This window comes from Alteraquisediminimonas sediminicola, assembly GCF_019740335.1.
Taxonomy (GTDB): domain Bacteria; phylum Pseudomonadota; class Alphaproteobacteria; order Sphingomonadales; family Sphingomonadaceae; genus Alteraquisediminimonas; species Alteraquisediminimonas sediminicola.
Genome location: NZ_JAHXZS010000007.1, coordinates 76,826 through 93,256, shown reverse-complemented (window position 1 = coordinate 93,256; position 16,431 = coordinate 76,826). Strand labels below are relative to the sequence as shown.

Below are 16,431 nucleotides of genomic sequence, written 5' to 3'. Positions count from 1 at the left end.
CAGGAGGTACGATGCCCGACACCGGCATTCGCTACAGCATGAATAAGTTTACTGGCGATGGTGTTACAGTGACCCGAGAGATTAGTTTCTCTGGCGGGTACCTGCTGGCATCGCACGTCAAGTCCTATTACACCGACCTAGCAGGGGCTATTATCAACGTCCCATTTACCTTCGCTGGTCCTAACACGATTACCACGACCACCCCTGTACCTACAGGGCGTACCCATGTCGTTTACCGGGCAACCCCAGTTACGGGCCCCTATGCAGATTTCACCGATGGCGCAGGTATCACCGAAGCCAATCTGGACTCCAATGCTAAGCAGGCGGTCTTTGCCGCTGCTGAGCTCACGGACGCTTTTAACGAGCAGGTCACTGCTGCGGACGCCTTCGCGGTCGCGGCTGCGGCAAGTGCTGTAGCCTCGGCTGCTAGTGCTGCTGCTGCTTCGAGCTCCGAGGGCACAGCCACGGCTGACGCCACTTCCGCGCTAGCTTCCAAGAACGCCTCCGCCGCAAGCGAAGCCGCAGCAGGGGCCTCACAGACCTCCGCTACAGCCAGCGCCTCTACTGCCACTACTAAGGCAGCAGAAGCCCTAGCGTCCGCTTCCTCGGCCACTGCGTCAGCCTCTACGGCTACCACGCAGGCAGGCACAGCGACGACCCAAGCAGGCATTGCCACCACGCAGGCCGGTATTGCTACCACGCAAGCTGGCAACGCCAACACCTCGGCCCTAGCAGCCTCCGCTGCACAGACCGCAACTGAGGCGGCTCGGGATGCTACCTTTGCCAGCTTCGATAGCTTTGATGACCGATACCTCGGCCCCAAGGCAGCGAACCCTACGCTGGACAACGATGGCAACGCCCTGCTTGCAGGAACCCTCTATTTCAATAACGTAGCGACCGAGATGCGTATCTACACGGGCTCTGCTTGGGTAGCCGCATACGTCAGCGGGACGGGCTTCGTAGCCAAGACCGGGGACACCATGACCGGCAAGCTCAACACCGTAGCCTCGGCTGTCGGATCGGCGGGCCTAAATCTGGCTCCCGGAGTTGCCCCTACTACCCCTGTCAACGGGGACGTGTGGAGCACCACGACTGGGCTCTACACCCGATACAACGGAGTTGACTACCAGTTAGCCCCTGTTGGGCACACCCATACCGCCTTCACAGGCCTAGCTCTAACTGACCCCGTTATCACTGGGGCCATCCTAGAGGATATCTATACCATCGCTGATGGCGCGGCCTTCGAGATTGATCCCGGCAACGGGACGATACAGGCTGTAGTGCTGGGCGCATCGCGGACCCCCAAGGCGACTAACTTTGCCAATGGCGAGAGCGTTACCCTGTCCGTTGATGACGGCACGGCCTATGCTCTGACGTGGACGGATACGACCTTCGGCGCGTCTGGCGTCAAGTGGGTGGGAGGAACGGCCCCAACCTTGGCGGCAACTGGCCTTACGTGGGTCACGCTGTGGAAGGTCGGCGGGCAGGTCTACGGCGCATTGACCGGGGCTAGCGCATAATGTTGGCAGCGTGTCTTAGGCGCGGTGGCAGAGAGCTAGCTGTTGCAACCACGGCATTCGCAGATAGCGGAGGTGGTAACGCCACTACCCTCACCCTCGCTAAACCCTCTGGAACGGCGGCTGGCGATCTACTCGTTGTTTACTTGGCCAGTCAGGCAGGAGCCAACTGGACAAACGCCGACAGCTTTGTCGAGCGCGCTGATACAGGTACGCATCTCGTAGCTACAAAAGTGGCTACTGGGTCGGAGCCTGCCAGCTACGTGTTTACTGCGTCAGGTTCAAGTAAGCTGGCTGGGTTTATATTGCGTATCCCCGGTGCAGTCTTCGACGCTATTGGTGCTGCATCAATCAACAACATGAATGTTGTGCTGCCAGCAGTAACGATGACGCAAGACGGCCTAGCACTGGCCTTTGTGTTCAATAGTTTGGCATCCACCTCATTTAGCATCTCTGGATGGGCGCTGGTTGTACAAGATAACAACGCAAACACACCGTCTATTGGCATTTTCAGCAAGAAAGTGCCAGCCGGTAGCACGGGGACGGTAACAACTACCTCAACGTCTGCGTCGAGCGGCATCCTTTTAGGGGTAAAATAATATGCAATACGCACACGTAATAGGTGGGCAGGTTGCCGCGTACCCCTACGATATAGGGATGCTGCGGGATGACCACCCGAACACTAGCTTCCCGGCTGATCCCGCACTCTCCATTCTATCTGAATTTGGCGTGGTCGGTGTGGCCTCTAATGCCAAGCCCCCCGCACAGGCTGGCTCGGTTGTTGAGGAAGGGCAGCCCGCGCTTATCAACGGCATCTGGCAACAGACTTGGGTATCGCGCCTAATGACCGCAGCCGAGATTAAGGCCACGGTCCCCCTTAGCGTAACGCCCCTGCAAATCCGCAAGGCGCTACGTCAGATCGGGATCAAGGCCCAAGTAGACCAATACCTCGCTACCCTAGCCGAGGACGTGGTTGAGGAGTGGGAATACGCTACGGAAGTCCTCCGGGATAACCCAACGCTTCTCACTGCCTCCGCTGCCCTCGGCATGACTGAGGCGCAAGCCGACGACCTATTCCGTCTGGCAGCGACCAAGTGATCCGGTACCTCTTTAATATCCTAGCAGCCGTCTCCCAGTTCGGGAACGCGCTGCTAGGCGGGGATCGTGACCAGTCCTTCTCAGCCCGCGCCTATGAGGCAAGCCTTGTGGGTAAATGGTGGGGGCATGCGGCTGTAGCTGCGGTCAACACCCTATTCTTCTTCCAGCCGGGACACTGTGCCCGTGCCTACCGCTCCGACAATGAGCGCACCTACATGAAAGATTGACGTGGATCATCACACAACCAGCAGCGAAATCGTCGCTGCCGTTACTAAGGCATCCCCGCCTATCGCTGTAGTTGCAGCCACTCTCGGGGGTCTATCTCTTCAAGACTGGGTACTCGCTACCACCCTATTCTACACAGTCCTTCAAATCATCCTCCTCATCCGTAGGACCCTCAAAGGTAAAGCATAATGGCCGCTGACGAGAATGTCCTCGGCGCTCTTCATGACGCCGTGGCATCCGCTCTCGGCATCGCTATGAAGGGCCGCGAGGTTCCGGGCTACACTGACCCCGAGACTGGGGAAGTGTTCCCTCCGACTATCATCCCGCCTAGTGCGGCTGAAATCCAAGCTGCTACCAAGTTCCTTAAAGACAACAACATCACCTGTAAGCCAGCCGAGGGTAATGCCTTGGGTGAGCTTGAACAGATCATGAAGGACCGTATCCGCAAGACCGCCTCCAAGGCTGATCTGCGGGACGCATCGCAGCACATGGGCTTCCTTCAAAGCCTGCCTAATTAATGGCATTACGGGAAAGTCCCGAAGCCGCAATTGCTAGATGGAAAATGGTGGGGCTCGTTCAACGGGAGTATGCTGAGTTCAGCACCTTCCTTGACGTAGCCATGACGCACCTAGGGTTCGATGTGTCCGAGGTCCAGCAGGATATCGGGCACTTCCTCGCCTACGGCCCTCAGTACCTTATGGTACAGGCCCAGCGGGGACAGGCCAAGACTACCATCACTGCTATCTACGCAGTGTGGTCCTTGATCCAGAACCCCCAGTACCGCGTCCTCATCCTGTCAGCAGGCGGCAAGCAGGCCAACGAAATCTCTACCCTGATCGTCCGGTTGCTTATGACCTTGGACGAGCTGGCATGTATGCGACCAGACGCCTCCAATGGGGACAGGACCTCTGTTGAGGCCTTTGATATCCACTACACCCTCAAGGGCGTGGATAAGTCCCCTAGCGTGGCCTGCGTTGGTATCACCGGCAACTTGCAGGGCAAGCGGGCCGATCTTCTCATCCCAGATGATATTGAGAGTAAGAAGAACTCCTCGACTGCCCCTATGCGGGAACTCCTCATGGAGCTCACGCGGGACTTCACTTCCATCTGCGAAACTGGGCGTATCATCTACCTTGGTACACCGCAGAGCCAAGAGTCCATTTATAACTCCCTACCGGGGCGGGGCTTCACAGTCCGCATCTGGCCCGGTCGTTATCCCACGGCTGAGCAGACTACCGCCTATGGCGATATGCTGGCCCCCTATATCAAGCGCCGCATCACCCTTGACCCCGGCCTCGCCTATGGCGGTGGCATGCTCAAGGATCAGGGTCAGGCTGTAGACGACCGCCTCAACGAGGCCGTGCTACAGTCCAAGGAGCTCGATCAGGGCCCCAGCTACTTCCAGTTGCAGCACATGCTCAACACGAAGCTCATGGACAGCCTCCGCTACCCGTTGAAGGTAGAGGACCTGATCGTCATGCGCTTGGGTAGCGACCACTACCCACTTACTGTTACCCGTGGCTTCGGGGGCGCAAGCCTGAAAGCCTATTCCATCCATAGCACCAGCTACTTCCTGAACACACCGCACGAGCTGTCTACTGACGTTGCGAAGCTGCAAGGCATCGTAATGTACGTGGACCCCGCAGGTGGCGGTAAGAACGGGGATGAGACGGCCTACGCTGTCACTGGTTTCTTGAATGGTAATATCTACGTACTGGCAGCCGGAGGTATCCCCGGTGGTTATGGCATCGCCCAGATGGAGACCTTGGCCAAAGTGGCTAAGGCTTGGGAAGTCAACAAGGTCATCATTGAAATGAACATGGGCTACGGCGCGTTTAGCGCGGTGTGGCTCCCGATCCTCCGCAAGCATCACACATGCGCGGTAGAGGATGACTACGTTAAGGGCCAGAAGGAGCTCAGGATCATCGAGACCCTAGAGCCCGTTATTGCTCGTGGCTCCCTCATCATCAACGAGGCTGTGATCCAAGAGGATACTGACACAGCCGCCGTACACGAGCCCGCCAAGCGCAAGCTGTACTCCCTCTTCCACCAGATGAGTAAGATCACCCGTGATCGGAACGCCTTGTTCCATGACGATAGAGTAGACGCCCTTGAAGGGGCTGTCCGCTACTGGGTCGCTCAGTTGGCAATCAATCAAGCCGAAGCAGTAACTCGCATGCGCGAGAAGGAACTCATGGATCGTATGCGCGATCCTCTCGGCCACACCCGTTACGAGACCCCGCGAGGACGCGGCGGCTCCGTCTTTAATAAATACAACAGGAGATAATCTATGCGTGAGAGCGCCCTCTCGTCCCCGAACATCGGGGCCCTTGGCTATCACCTGCGCCGTATCGCGGCTCAGGCAGTTAGCTACGTCCAAGTCAACCAGTACGCTAATGGTCGCCACCCCTCGGCTGTCCAGCTCTCTGCCTTCCTTGCGGAAGTCAAGACTGCTGTTGACCTCCTGCTCCCGGTTGATCCAGTTCTCGCCTTCACCCCGTCTGCCAAGAGCTACAGCATTGCCGCTGGCGTAACCGCTGGCCCAGCTCTGGCCAAGGGCGGCTCAGAAGGCATCGTCACCTACAGCTCGGCTACCCCAGCCAAGTGCACCGTCAATGCCCTCACAGGCGCTATCACCCCTCTTACCACGGGTACCTCGGTCATCACGGCCTCTGTCGCTGCCTCGGGCGGCTACAATGCCAAGACCGTCACCTATGTCGCTACGGTCACTGCATAATGAGCGGCTTGCTCTATCAGGGCGTTAACCGGGGGGGCACCATCACCACTGGTGGTGTCTCTCAGGCCGTGGCCCCAATCAACCGTGCTCGTCGGGGTCTGACCTTTCAGAACACCTCAGACACAGACATGTGGCTTACGGAGACCGGCATCGTTGCCGCTGTCGGCACGGGCTTCAAGCTTACCGCTGGCTCCTCGGCTGACGTAAACACCAATCAGGCTGTCAACGTATTCTGCATCACCACGGGTAAGACCTTCGGGGCTACGGAGTACTAATGCGGATCAACACAGGGGCTCCTAAAGAGAGCCGCCTAGCATCCCCCATCGCTGCTGTCGGCACCGCTGCCAATGTCACCGAGACTACCCTACAGTCCTTCACGCTCCCGGCTAACACGCTGGCCGTGGATGGGCAGGCTACCCGCGTGGTGGCCTCTGGTACAATGGTGGGCAGCACCCGCAGCCGCACTATCAAGCTCTACCTTGGCGCTACGGTCATCGCGACCCTTACTACCGCCGTAGCCACCGTCACGCACTGGGCTATGGAGGCCACCATCGTCCGTACAGCCGCAGGGGCCCAGCGCATTCTCGTGTACGTTAGCGCGGGCTCAGGGGCCGCTGATACCGTCTCCTTCACTAACAACGGTGTAGCAGCCATCTCCCTGACCGCTGATGCTCTCATCAAGGTCACTGGTCAGTCCACGGTAGGTGCAGTCGCTAACGACCTCGCCTGTAACATGATGCTCACCCACGCCATCTAAGGACAGCCTATCTTAAAGAAACTCATTGCCCCTTTGACCGCAGCAGCGATCATCGGGGCAGCGGGCCTAGCTACCATTCAAGCCCACGAGGGTCTGCGTACCTCCGCGTACCTAGACCCCGTGGGCATCCCCACCATCTGCTACGGTCACACGGGCCCCGAGGTAAAGCTCGGGCAACGTCTTACCCTAGACGAGTGCAACGCTACTCTCCTCCGGGATATAGCCATGCACCGTGCAGGTGTGGAGAAGTGTATCTCTGCCCCGCTTACCCCAAACCAGCGCGATGCTGTCGTCTCCTTCGCCTTCAACATCGGTGTCCCCAAGTTCTGTAAGAGCACTATGGCCAAGCGCCTTAATGCCAAGGACTACATCGGGGCAGCGGACCAGTTCCCCAAATGGAAGTACGCTAGGGTCAAGGGCCAGAACATCGTTCTCCGTGGCCTAGAGAAGCGCCGCAAGGCTGAGCGTTACCTCTTCCTAACCCCATACTCAGTCGTATCCCCAGCAGCCTCTCAGGACGCCATACAGGGCATACTAGCAGGATAACCCCTCATGTCCCTACTGTTACTAGCATACAAATACTGGCGTACCTCTCTGGCTGCCCTAGGAGCCCTGCTAGTGGCCTTCCTCATCTGGCAGGTCACATCATACCGGGCTACCTCTAAGGAGCTCTCAGCGGACCTCCTAGCGGCTCAGGGAGAGGTATCTCTCCTCCGGGCTGCAAGAGAGGCTGACGCCATCGCTTTAGCCGAGCGTCAGAAGGTCCGTACCATCATCATAGAAAGGGAAGCTCGTGGGCTCTCCGTTACTCGAAAGGCTTTGGCCGACAACCCGGATTGGGCTTCTCAGCCTATCCCTCCTGCTGTCCTTAACAGCTTGCGGTAAGCGTGAGCATCCAGCTCTCCTACCGCCGCCTCAGGCTCTCATTGAAGATTGCCCTGAGACTTCGATCCCTTTGGAAACGACAGGGGACTTAGTTCTTAAGGTCCGCTCCCTCCGCGTGGACCTCTCTAACTGTAATGCCGATAAGGGAGCCCTTCGTATATGGGCTCAGGAGCTCAGTAAGTAGTGGCTAGCCAGTTCAAGTTCAACGCTAACAGCGCCCCTTGGCAGAACTCCTACGCTGTCCAAGGATGGCGCAACAAGCTCACTAAGCTGTCCCCTGTTGAGGAGCAGCAGTTCTCTGACTGGGCTGCTCAGACGCATGCCCCTATTACCCCTGACTACGACATGCGGGGGTATTGGAAGTCCGGGGACTACAAAGCCGGGACCTCCCTCAACGCTAACGATGGTTTGCCCCACTATAACGACAGGTGGAAAACCCCTCTGCATAACTCGTTTAGCGGGGAGAGCGTGTACTCCAAGCCCGGTGGACCTACATGGAACGAGCAGGACCAGTTAGTCACCTCTACTGGCCGCGTAGTGTTCGATGAACGTGCGGCTGCCAAAGCTCCCGCCCCTGCATTGAAGTAACCCTGAGCCCTCCTCTCATATGCCCTATGGCCTGAATTTGATATCCTTATGAGAGGGGGCCCCTCAGACCAAGTGTGACGCCATTCTCCCCCATGCCCCTATCAAGCCATGGCCTAGGGGAAGCCGGGATGCGACCAATCGCTCTATGCAATAGGTTATAAGCGCATCAATATGATATGTAAATCCCTATAATGCACGGGACAGCATTTATATAGCATTGGCATAGCTTAGCCCTAAGCAAAGTATAAGCTAAGCTATGGTTATATATGGGCATAAGCATCATAAGAGCTAAGCAAAGTATAGCTTAAGCTAGGGATATGAAGGGGCTTAGGGCTAGGGATAGGGCAGATATGGATATAGGGGCTATCTGTATCGGCTTAGGCCATGCCCTAGGGCTATCTGTATCCATTAGGCTTGGCTCTTAGGCCATGCCCTAGCCCTTCCCCTTAATCTGAATTGATACCGTCCCGCACAATAGAACGATGAAAGCCCGAAAGGGGCCATTCTGCATCTATTTGCGGATATAATATGAGAGGGGAAAGAGCCTCTCAATAAGAGAGGATAGGAACCCGGATATATAAAGAGGGGATAGAGAGGGCATAAGAGAGAGAGGGAAGGAGAGCCAAGAGAGAGAACCAAGGGATAGATAGGACAAGAGGGCAAGAGAGGACAAGAGGGATAGAGAGACAGGCCAAGGGCAAGCCAAGGACGTATATATATAGGGATATGGGGATAACCTAGGCACTGCATGGCCACTAAGTATATAAGAGATAAGGATATACTAATAAAAGTAAGGGATAAGCAAAATAAGGGCTATACAATGCAAATAGCCAAGCCTATAACCAAAACATCGGAAGGGCCTAGCGGCCTACCCGGCCCTCCCCTCACTAGGGGAATAGGCGCAAGCCCTACCTATAGGACAGGCACTAGTTGCGGTCTGAATAGCAAGGCAAAGCCCTAGGGGTTAAGATTAGTAAGGCTTGACAGTTTATATAGCTTAGCTTATCTCTTAAATGGTGACGGGGAACAACCCGCATTAGCTACTAACCTTAACCGGGGCATAAATCCCGGCATGACCTAGCATGACAGGACTAGGCTATAACCGAACCAACTAGCAGCTAGCTAGGGTGATTGCTTATCCTGCAAGGGTGAGGCCTGATCCTTAATGAATAGCTAGAGTGGGCGCAGCTTCCGGTTCCCGGTGACGGGTGGAAGTGGGCAAGACGCAGGCACCATCAGGGGTCTAGCTTATAGGTGTGACAAGCCTTGGCTAGGAGAACGGATGGGCGGCTAAGTAATTAAGGCCCCAACGTGTATAGGGTGCGCCTAGGATGGATTGTCCAGACTAGGTGGCCGAGCGGCCTCTCATGTAGTGAGAGGTATCCCAAACGCTGCATCACTAACCATCACGCTACCGAGGTAGGGAACAAGGGGGCAAAGCTATAATGCCTGACCGTTGTGAGTAGGATTAAAACATTCGTATCTCACGACCGTCTAGGCACTAGCGATAGAGGCAGGCCAAGCTGCAATCTACTGACCCTAATCATGTGTTCATATACAAGACAGTCATGTGAAGGCTGTGACGCTGCCCTGCCTCTATCCCTAGTGCTTTACTAGGTTATAGAGAAGGTGACTGATATGACTAAGCTGACTTTCAAGCAATCCGTCTCCGCCAAGCTGCTGACCTTGCAGACTGACGGCAAGTATGTTGTGAGCAAGTCCGTTGCCCTGTCTAAGAGCATCGGTACTCGTGCTGGTAACTTGGATATTGATATGCACGCCAATGGCATTGCGGCTATCCATACGTCTGTTCAAAATGGTGACACGTCCTCTGCTAAGGCCCTTGTGAATAACTTGGGTAAGCATACTCGTGCTAAGGCTCTGGTTGCGTGGTTTGAAACCCATAGCAATATCCGGCTCGTCTTTGATAAAAAGCTCGATATCTATAACGCAAAGCTATGCCCTGCTGACGACCGCTTAGAGGATCAGGCTATCCTTGATGGCCTCTTATCCTGTGAGCCTTTCTGGTCAGTGCCAGAGGTGGCTAAGAAGGACTTTGACGATGTGGCCTTAGCCTTAGCTGTGGCCCGCCTTATCAAGCAAGCCAGTGATACCACGGCGCATCTGAGTGATGCCTCTAAGGCTGCCCTTGCGGACCTAAAGGTCCTCGCTGTGAAGGTTCCGGTGCCTGTTAAGGCCTGATCGTAACCCTTGGACTTCCCGACCCCTCCATACGCCTTTGACGTGTGGTGGGGTGTGCTGGTTAGGATACTGATATGCTCATTCGTAAGCACTCCTACTATGCCCCTCGCTTTGCTTGGGATGACGCGGGCTTCTTATTAATCACTAAGACCATGATCCTTGCGACTGGCCGCTATGCTATGGTGTGGCGGTGATTGACGCTCAGGCTACGCTTGATGCCTTTGTAAGCATATTGTCATATTCCGTGATTGTGGCCCTTACTGTGCCGTTTGTGATGGCTTGGGCAAGCATATCTAGTAACTCCTAGTTAACTCCTTGGCCTTAGGTGAGCCGTATGCCCTCGCTATTCACTGTATCAAGCCTCGCTGCCCATTGGGGCGTAAGCACCACTTTCATCTACTCCCTTATGCACTCCGGGGACTTGCCCGCCTTTAGGCTTGGCAAGCTGTGGCGTGTGAGGGGTAAGGCTGTGGAGGATTACGAATGTCGTATGCTCTAGGACGCTTAACCCGCACTAGGTCCGATAGTTCCGTATACTGGAGTTATTGTGTGATCTGGCATGAAGGGGGGAAGCGTGTGAGGCTTAGCCTCCATACTCAGGATAAGGTAGTTGCTGAGGCTGCGGCCCGTAAGGCTTGGACTTCACGGTCCATTAGTGCAGTCGTGACGGTCGGGGGTGTGCTTACGGCATATCTAGGCCAATTGCCCATTGGCAAGGACCGTAGACGTAAGGAGGAGGCGTGGAAGGCCTCAGAGCCTTACTGGGGCGATATGGAGCTGTCTAGGGTAGATGATACCCAAGGGGCCTCATATGTGCTCTGGCGGGCTCGTGCGGTCAATACAGCTAGGTTAGAGCTATCTCTTGTGAGGACTGCCCTCAATTGGGCGTCTAAGCTGGGCCTGATAGACAAGGCCCCTGCTATCGTTGTGCCCGCTATACCTCCATCGTCTGTAGGACACCTGAGTAAGAGGGACTTTAAGAAGTTCCTTGTAGGGTGCGCTATGCCTCATGTTCGTCTGTTCGCTATCCTAGGGGTGACGACAGGGGGAAGGGCTACAGCCTTGCTACAGATGAAGTGGGAGCAAGTGGACTTTGATCGGTCCCTCGCTGACCTTAATGGGGCAGGGAGGGTGCAGACAAGCAAGGGCCGTGCGGTTGTTGCATTGAACGACCGGGCTATGGATGCGCTGCGTGAGGCTAAGGCTGCGGCCATGTCTGACTATGTGATCGAATATAGGGGTGGCCCTATCCTCTCTATCAAGAAGGGGATTGAAGCTGCCTCTGCTAGGTCCGGTGTGAAATGCCATCCTCATATGTTCCGGCATAGTGCCGCTGTGTGGATGGCTGAGGACCGGGTGCCTATGAGTGAAATCGCTGCCTTCCTTGGACACCGCGACAGTGCGGTGACGAGCAAGGTGTATGCCCGATATAACCCGGACTTCCTACGGGGAGCGGCAAGGAGCCTGACATGGTAGGATTTCTATACGAGGTGCGTAACTGCCATAACTGCCCGTGGGCTACTGACCTAGAATACTCAGACGCCCGATGCACATGGCACCAAGAGGGTGAGCCCTTCAACTACATTGTAGAGTGCCGTAAGGGCGAGGCTCGATACCAGCAGAACAGGCTGGATATTACGGAAACCTGCCCATTCTACGACCACGTAGGTTCACATGAACCCGTGAACCCCGTTACCGACACTACCTAAGTGATTGAAATAGTGGGGCGACCGACGGGACTTGAACCCGCAACTTCCGGTACCACAAACCGGTGCTCTAACCAATTGAACTACGATCGCCATATCAGCCCTGATGGGCCGAAGCTGACGCGCCTCTAACCTCCCATGGCCGCGTTCGTCAAGCCGATTGACCATCTGGAGCGAAGTTACTGCACTGGATTTGCGCCAGCGCAATGATTAACCCTTGGATCAAGGGCAAGAAGCCGATGATTCTGATGATCATATGAAGGATAAATGGATGACTGATACCCGCGCTGTCGCTGCCCAATTACAGGCTCGTCTGGCTGAACTGACTGGCCGGATCGATACGATCGAGGCCGATCTGCGCCAGCCGCATGCCGCCGATTCGGAAGAGCAGGCGGTGGACCGCGAGGGCGATGAGGTGTTGGAAGGTCTGGAACAGGCCGGTCTCGATGAAATTATGCAGATCAAGGGTGCGCTCGACCGGATCGCCAATGGCAGTTACGGCACTTGCACCAGCTGCGGCGAACCGATTGCCGAGGCCCGCTTGCAAGCGATGCCCACCGCCGCGCGTTGCATTAATTGCGCGTCTGTTTGATGTTTTCACCCCTCAAGCGCCCGGCGCTTGAGGGGTGAAAACATCAATGCCCAGCTTGCGGCCCGCGTTTTAGACCGGAAGCGGCGAGTTGTTCGTCGATCTGGGCCATCAGCCGGTCCAGCCCGGCCTGATCCTTCGCCTCGGCGCGGGCGACCAGCACATCCTGCGTATTGGATGCGCGCAACAGCCACCAGCCGTCCACGGTATTGACGCGCGCGCCATCGGTGCGGTCGACCTCGGCGCCTTGCTGTTCCAACCGGTCGAGCACTTCATCGATCACCGCGAATTTGCGGCTTTCATCGACCTGAAAACGCATTTCCGGGGTGTTGATCATGTCCGGCATCGCATCGCGCAGCGCCGTGAGCGAGCCGCCCAGCAGATGTACTGCGCCGATCAGGCGGATGGCGGCATATTGGGCATCGTCAAAGCCATAGAAATCATGGGCGAAGAAGATATGGCCGCTCATTTCCCCGGCGAGCGGGCTATTCGTTTCCTTCATCTTCGTCTTGATGAGTGAATGGCCGGTCTTCCACATGCAGGGCGTGCCGCCCAGTTCGGCAATGCGGTCGTATAAGGCTTGCGAGGCCTTCACATCGGCGATAATCGTCGCGCCCGGTAGCGCCCGCAACACGGGTTCCGCCAAAATGGAGAGCAATTGATCTCCCCATATCACGCGGCCCAGACCGTCGACGGCGCCGATCCGGTCGCCATCGCCATCGAAAGCCAGTCCGAAATCGAGCTTCTTGTCGAGGACAAGGGCCTTTAAATCGGCCAGATTGGCCTCATCCGTGGGATCGGGATGATGATTGGGGAAACGACCATCGACATCGGTAAACAACAGGTGATGTTCGCCCGGCAGGAGCTTGACCAGCCGCTCGACGATCGGGCCGGCTGCGCCATTGCCCGCGTCCCAGCCGATGCGATACGCCCCGCCGTCGAAATTTTTGACCAGCCGCGCGACATATTCGTCCATGATGTCGACGGTGCGGACCTGTCCCGCGCCGATTTCCCAATCCCCCGCCGCCGCCATGCGGCCAAGGGTCTGGATGTCCGCGCCGAAAAACGGGCGGTGCTGAAATACCATCTTGAAGCCATTATAATCGGCGGGATTATGGCTGCCGGTTATCTGGATGCCGCCATCAACGCCTTCTAACGTCGCTTCGGCATAATAGAGCATCGGGGTTGGCCCCATGCCGATCTGCACCACATCGACGCCGCTGGCCGTCAGGCCGCGCACCAATGCCTCGTTCATCAGGATCGAGGACACGCGGCCATCATAGCCGACCGCGACGGTCTTGCCACCTGCGCGGCGAATCAACGTGCCGAAAGTCCGGCCAATGGCCTCCGCATCCGGGGCGTTCAGGCTTTTTCCCACAATGCCGCGGATGTCATATTCGCGCAAAGAGGTGGAATCGAACTGGTGAAACTGCATTAACTGTCATCCTCTGAACTCGATGGTGTCGCGCCCTTAACACGCGAAGCATCTATTTGTGTCAGTAAAATGTCGCGTGCCTCATTGACTTGCGCCGCGAGAGTGGAAGAGCCACCACGATCGGGATGTAGTCTGGCGATTAGGGCGCGATGGGCAGCGATGATTTCAGCGCGTCCGGCAGTTTCGGGGATATTGAGAATATCGCGCGCTTCGGATGGCGATATTTGTCCACTGGGATGGCTGGGGGGCGCATGCGGTTCGGTTTTGGACGACAGATGCTGCGACCCTCGCCGCCGCCACAGCGCAACGCCGCTGGATGCCACGATTAATGCCCCGATCAGCACTTGTCCCGTCGCCATGACACGCAGGCCGACAAGGCCCCAGAGCACGCCCAGCACATCTTCCCAAGGCATTTTGCGCAAATGGCCGCCCTTATAGGCGAAATACAGCCCAATAGCGGCCAGGAGCAGGATCAACGGCATGTGAGGCGCATCATCACGTGCGGGATGAAAGAGGGGCGCCGGTTCAGGCGGGAACCGCGTCGGCAGCAGCAGCAGGGACCGGTACGCCATCGGTGATGCCGAGCGCCGAGATCATCTCGCGCAGTTCTTGTCGTGCCGAAATATGCGACATACCCGCGCCCTCGATCGCGCCGAGGTCGAGCAGGGTCAGCCCTGCCGGAAACAGTTCGCGATAGATGACGCGTTCCGACAGGCCGGGGATGATGCGGAAACCGACGCGGCGCGCCAGTTCTTCCATTGCATTGGCAACGCGGGTCATGTTGCGTGCGCCGACATGCTGGAGACGATTGCGCAGCACGACCCAATCCACGGTCACGCCATCGGTCTTGGCGCGGACCTTGCGGGCCTCCCAGATCAATTCGGCATAGAAGCTGGGGCGGCGGACCTTGAAGGTTTCCGGATCGACCTGTCCGATCAGGTCGAGGTCGATGAAACTGTCGTTGATCGGCGTCACCAAAGTATTGGCGCGGGTGACGGCGACGCGGGTCACCGGATCGTCGCGGCCCGGCGTGTCGATGATGACGAAATCGGCATCAGCCCCGAACTCTTCCAGTACGCGCATGAAATCTTCGGCATTCGTGTCTTCATAGACCCGGTAACGCGGCAGGGGCAGGCTTTGGCCCAGTCGCTTGACGCTCGCTTCACGATTTTCGAGATAGCGGACGAGCGTGCGCTGGCGATGATCAAGGTCGATGGCGGCCACGCGATAGCCCATGGTCGACAAGGCCACGGCGACATGCACGGCGGTGGTCGATTTGCCGGTCCCGCCTTTTTCATTGGCGAAGCAGATGATGTGCGGGGCGGGGCTGGTCATCGGTCGATTCGGGTCCTGTTTATGAATATCAGCCCCTCATGGCATAGGCTGAACTGGTTTGGGAGACTTGCATTCGTGAATTGAGGTCCGCATAAGCCCGATCCACTCGTTTTTCGGAGATTTTCAGTCCGTGCAGATTGTCACTGATATCGCGACGCTTTTTGCGAATGTCGAGGCTTGGCGCAAGGCCGGGGACGTAATTGCCTTGGTCCCGACCATGGGTGCGCTGCATCGCGGGCATCTGACCTTGGTCGAAGAGGCGAAAAAACGTGGCACACGCGTGGTCGTGTCGATTTTTGTCAATCCGACCCAATTCGGACCGAATGAAGACCTTGCCGCCTATCCCCGGCAGGAAGAAGAGGATGCGGCCAAGCTGCGGGCGGCGGGCGTGGACCTGTTGTGGCTGCCGAGCGTGGCGACGATGTATCCGGTGGGCTTTGCGACGACGATCAGCGTGGCGGGCGTGACGACAGGATTTTGCGGCGCATCGCGGCCCGGCCATTTCGATGGCGTGTCGACGGTCGTCGCGAAATTGTTCAATCAGGTCCGCCCGGATTGCGCATTGTTCGGGGAAAAGGATTATCAGCAGCTCGCGGTAATCCGGCGCATGGCGCGTGATCTCAACATCGCTGTGGATGTGCTGGGCGTACCAACGGTGCGCGAGGCAGACGGATTGGCCCTGTCGTCCCGTAATGCCTATCTGACCGCAACAGAGCGGGCAGAGGCCGTCGCCTTGCCTCAGGCGCTTGGTGCAGCCAAGGCGGGGCTGGAGGCGGGAGAGCCGGTCGCGGCGGTGCTGGAACGCGCGGTGCAGGGGCTGTTAACGGCCGGATTTTCTGCGGTGGATTATTTCGCGCTGGCGGATGCCGTCACTTTGGATGTGCTGGATCGGCTGGATCGCCCGGCGCGGTTGTTGGCGGCAGCGCGGATCGGCAAGGCGCGGTTGATCGATAATATTGCGGTCGCGCCGCAGATTTGATTTTGGGAATATATGTCCCGCCCAAGCGGGAGAGCTATCCCCGGGGACATCGCCCCGGGGACAAGCTGGTTAGAGTTGAGGATCAGCCCAGAATAAGGGTCGTGACAACCAGCAACTGAGCAGCGGTCGCAGCAGCAGCCATAGCGGCTTGTTCGAACAACTTCACTTTACTTTCCTTCATCGGAGGGACGCGCCTCCGGTCGCACCGCCCTTTTATGGTGCGGTGCAACATATGTAATCTGGCGTGCGTTTATCGCAACCTCGAAACGGTCTGGCGCGGATGCACAAAATGCAATCGTTATCCGTGCGATAAATGACGGTTTTTCGTGAGTTATATTACTAATGGTGCAGCGGGGAAAATGGATGGATTCCGCCCTT

The 16,431-nt window shown here is 57.1% G+C and carries 18 protein-coding genes and 1 tRNA gene; 15 read left to right on the top strand and 4 right to left on the bottom strand.

Features of this window, described 5'->3' with window-relative positions; genetic code table 11:
- Window positions 1-11 precede the first annotated feature (11 nt).
- The 13 genes from K6117_RS12980 to K6117_RS14600 all read left to right on the top strand — a co-directional run bounded on the left by K6117_RS12980 (window position 12) and on the right by K6117_RS14600 (window position 11,485).
- Window positions 12-1,520 carry a phage tail fiber domain-containing protein gene (locus tag K6117_RS12980; protein WP_221795934.1) on the top strand — a complete coding sequence of 503 codons (1,509 nt, stop codon included), beginning with the start codon at window positions 12-14 and terminating at the stop codon, window positions 1,518-1,520.
- Between the two features lie 143 nt (window positions 1,521-1,663).
- The gene (locus tag K6117_RS12975) at window positions 1,664-2,116 is read left to right on the top strand and encodes a hypothetical protein (protein WP_221795931.1); all 453 of its coding nucleotides are present in this window, start codon (window positions 1,664-1,666) and stop codon (window positions 2,114-2,116) included.
- 1 nt (window position 2,117) lies between these two features.
- The gene (locus K6117_RS12970; RefSeq protein WP_221795929.1) at window positions 2,118-2,615 is read left to right on the top strand and encodes a hypothetical protein; all 498 of its coding nucleotides are present in this window, start codon (window positions 2,118-2,120) and stop codon (window positions 2,613-2,615) included.
- 228 nt (window positions 2,616-2,843) lie between these two features.
- On the top strand, window positions 2,844-3,029 hold the full coding sequence (locus K6117_RS14680; RefSeq protein WP_221795926.1) for a phage holin family protein: 186 nt from the start codon (window positions 2,844-2,846) through the stop codon (window positions 3,027-3,029).
- Window positions 3,029-3,358, top strand: a complete 330-nt coding sequence (locus K6117_RS12960) for a hypothetical protein (RefSeq protein ID WP_221795923.1) — start codon at window positions 3,029-3,031, stop codon at window positions 3,356-3,358. The genes K6117_RS14680 and K6117_RS12960 overlap by 1 nt, the downstream gene beginning before the upstream one ends.
- Window positions 3,359-3,402: 44 nt before the next feature.
- Window positions 3,403-5,127 carry a phage terminase large subunit gene (terL, locus tag K6117_RS12955; RefSeq protein ID WP_221795920.1) on the top strand — a complete coding sequence of 575 codons (1,725 nt, stop codon included), beginning with the start codon at window positions 3,403-3,405 and terminating at the stop codon, window positions 5,125-5,127.
- Between the two features lie 3 nt (window positions 5,128-5,130).
- Complete coding sequence (locus tag K6117_RS12950) at window positions 5,131-5,577, top strand: hypothetical protein (RefSeq protein ID WP_221795915.1); 447 nt, start codon at window positions 5,131-5,133, stop codon at window positions 5,575-5,577.
- Window positions 5,578-5,851: 274 nt separating this feature from the next.
- On the top strand, window positions 5,852-6,334 hold the full coding sequence (locus tag K6117_RS12945; protein ID WP_221795912.1) for a hypothetical protein: 483 nt from the start codon (window positions 5,852-5,854) through the stop codon (window positions 6,332-6,334).
- Window positions 6,335-6,367: 33 nt separating this feature from the next.
- Window positions 6,368-6,880 (top strand): lysozyme, encoded by a 513-nt coding sequence (locus K6117_RS12940; protein ID WP_221795909.1) that lies wholly within the window; start codon window positions 6,368-6,370, stop codon window positions 6,878-6,880.
- Between the two features lie 247 nt (window positions 6,881-7,127).
- Window positions 7,128-7,403 (top strand): Rz1-like lysis system protein LysC, encoded by a 276-nt coding sequence (lysC, locus tag K6117_RS14675; RefSeq protein WP_425514717.1) that lies wholly within the window; start codon window positions 7,128-7,130, stop codon window positions 7,401-7,403.
- A gap of 2,042 nt (window positions 7,404-9,445) precedes the next feature.
- The gene (locus K6117_RS12935; RefSeq protein ID WP_221795906.1) at window positions 9,446-10,009 is read left to right on the top strand and encodes a hypothetical protein; all 564 of its coding nucleotides are present in this window, start codon (window positions 9,446-9,448) and stop codon (window positions 10,007-10,009) included.
- Window positions 10,010-10,343: 334 nt separating this feature from the next.
- Window positions 10,344-10,508 (top strand): helix-turn-helix domain-containing protein, encoded by a 165-nt coding sequence (locus K6117_RS14670; protein WP_221795903.1) that lies wholly within the window; start codon window positions 10,344-10,346, stop codon window positions 10,506-10,508.
- Window positions 10,493-11,485 carry a tyrosine-type recombinase/integrase gene (locus K6117_RS14600; RefSeq protein ID WP_343211792.1) on the top strand — a complete coding sequence of 331 codons (993 nt, stop codon included), beginning with the start codon at window positions 10,493-10,495 and terminating at the stop codon, window positions 11,483-11,485. Before K6117_RS14670 ends, K6117_RS14600 begins: the two co-directional genes overlap by 16 nt.
- A 246-nt stretch (window positions 11,486-11,731) precedes the next feature.
- Here K6117_RS14600 and K6117_RS12920 read toward each other — a convergent pair.
- Window positions 11,732-11,808, bottom strand: a tRNA-His gene (locus K6117_RS12920).
- A gap of 178 nt (window positions 11,809-11,986) precedes the next feature.
- Between K6117_RS12920 and K6117_RS12915 the strand changes: the two genes are divergently transcribed.
- Window positions 11,987-12,307 carry a TraR/DksA family transcriptional regulator gene (locus K6117_RS12915; RefSeq protein WP_221795900.1) on the top strand — a complete coding sequence of 107 codons (321 nt, stop codon included), beginning with the start codon at window positions 11,987-11,989 and terminating at the stop codon, window positions 12,305-12,307.
- A gap of 43 nt (window positions 12,308-12,350) precedes the next feature.
- Here K6117_RS12915 and pgmG read toward each other — a convergent pair whose 3' ends face one another.
- The 3 genes from pgmG to K6117_RS12900 are packed head-to-tail and all read right to left on the bottom strand — an operon-like array spanning window position 12,351 to window position 15,074.
- A complete protein-coding gene (gene pgmG / locus K6117_RS12910; RefSeq protein ID WP_221795896.1) occupies window positions 12,351-13,739 on the bottom strand; it encodes a phosphoglucomutase/phosphomannomutase PgmG in 1,389 nt (462 codons plus the stop codon).
- Window positions 13,739-14,221, bottom strand: a complete 483-nt coding sequence (locus tag K6117_RS12905; protein WP_221795893.1) for a J domain-containing protein — start codon at window positions 14,219-14,221, stop codon at window positions 13,739-13,741. Before K6117_RS12905 ends, pgmG begins: the two co-directional genes overlap by 1 nt.
- 43 nt (window positions 14,222-14,264) lie before the next feature.
- A complete protein-coding gene (locus K6117_RS12900; RefSeq protein WP_221795890.1) occupies window positions 14,265-15,074 on the bottom strand; it encodes a division plane positioning ATPase MipZ in 810 nt (269 codons plus the stop codon).
- Between the two features lie 130 nt (window positions 15,075-15,204).
- Between K6117_RS12900 and panC the strand changes: the two genes are divergently transcribed.
- On the top strand, window positions 15,205-16,053 hold the full coding sequence (gene panC / locus K6117_RS12895) for a pantoate--beta-alanine ligase (protein WP_221795887.1): 849 nt from the start codon (window positions 15,205-15,207) through the stop codon (window positions 16,051-16,053).
- Window positions 16,054-16,431: the final 378 nt, after the last annotated feature.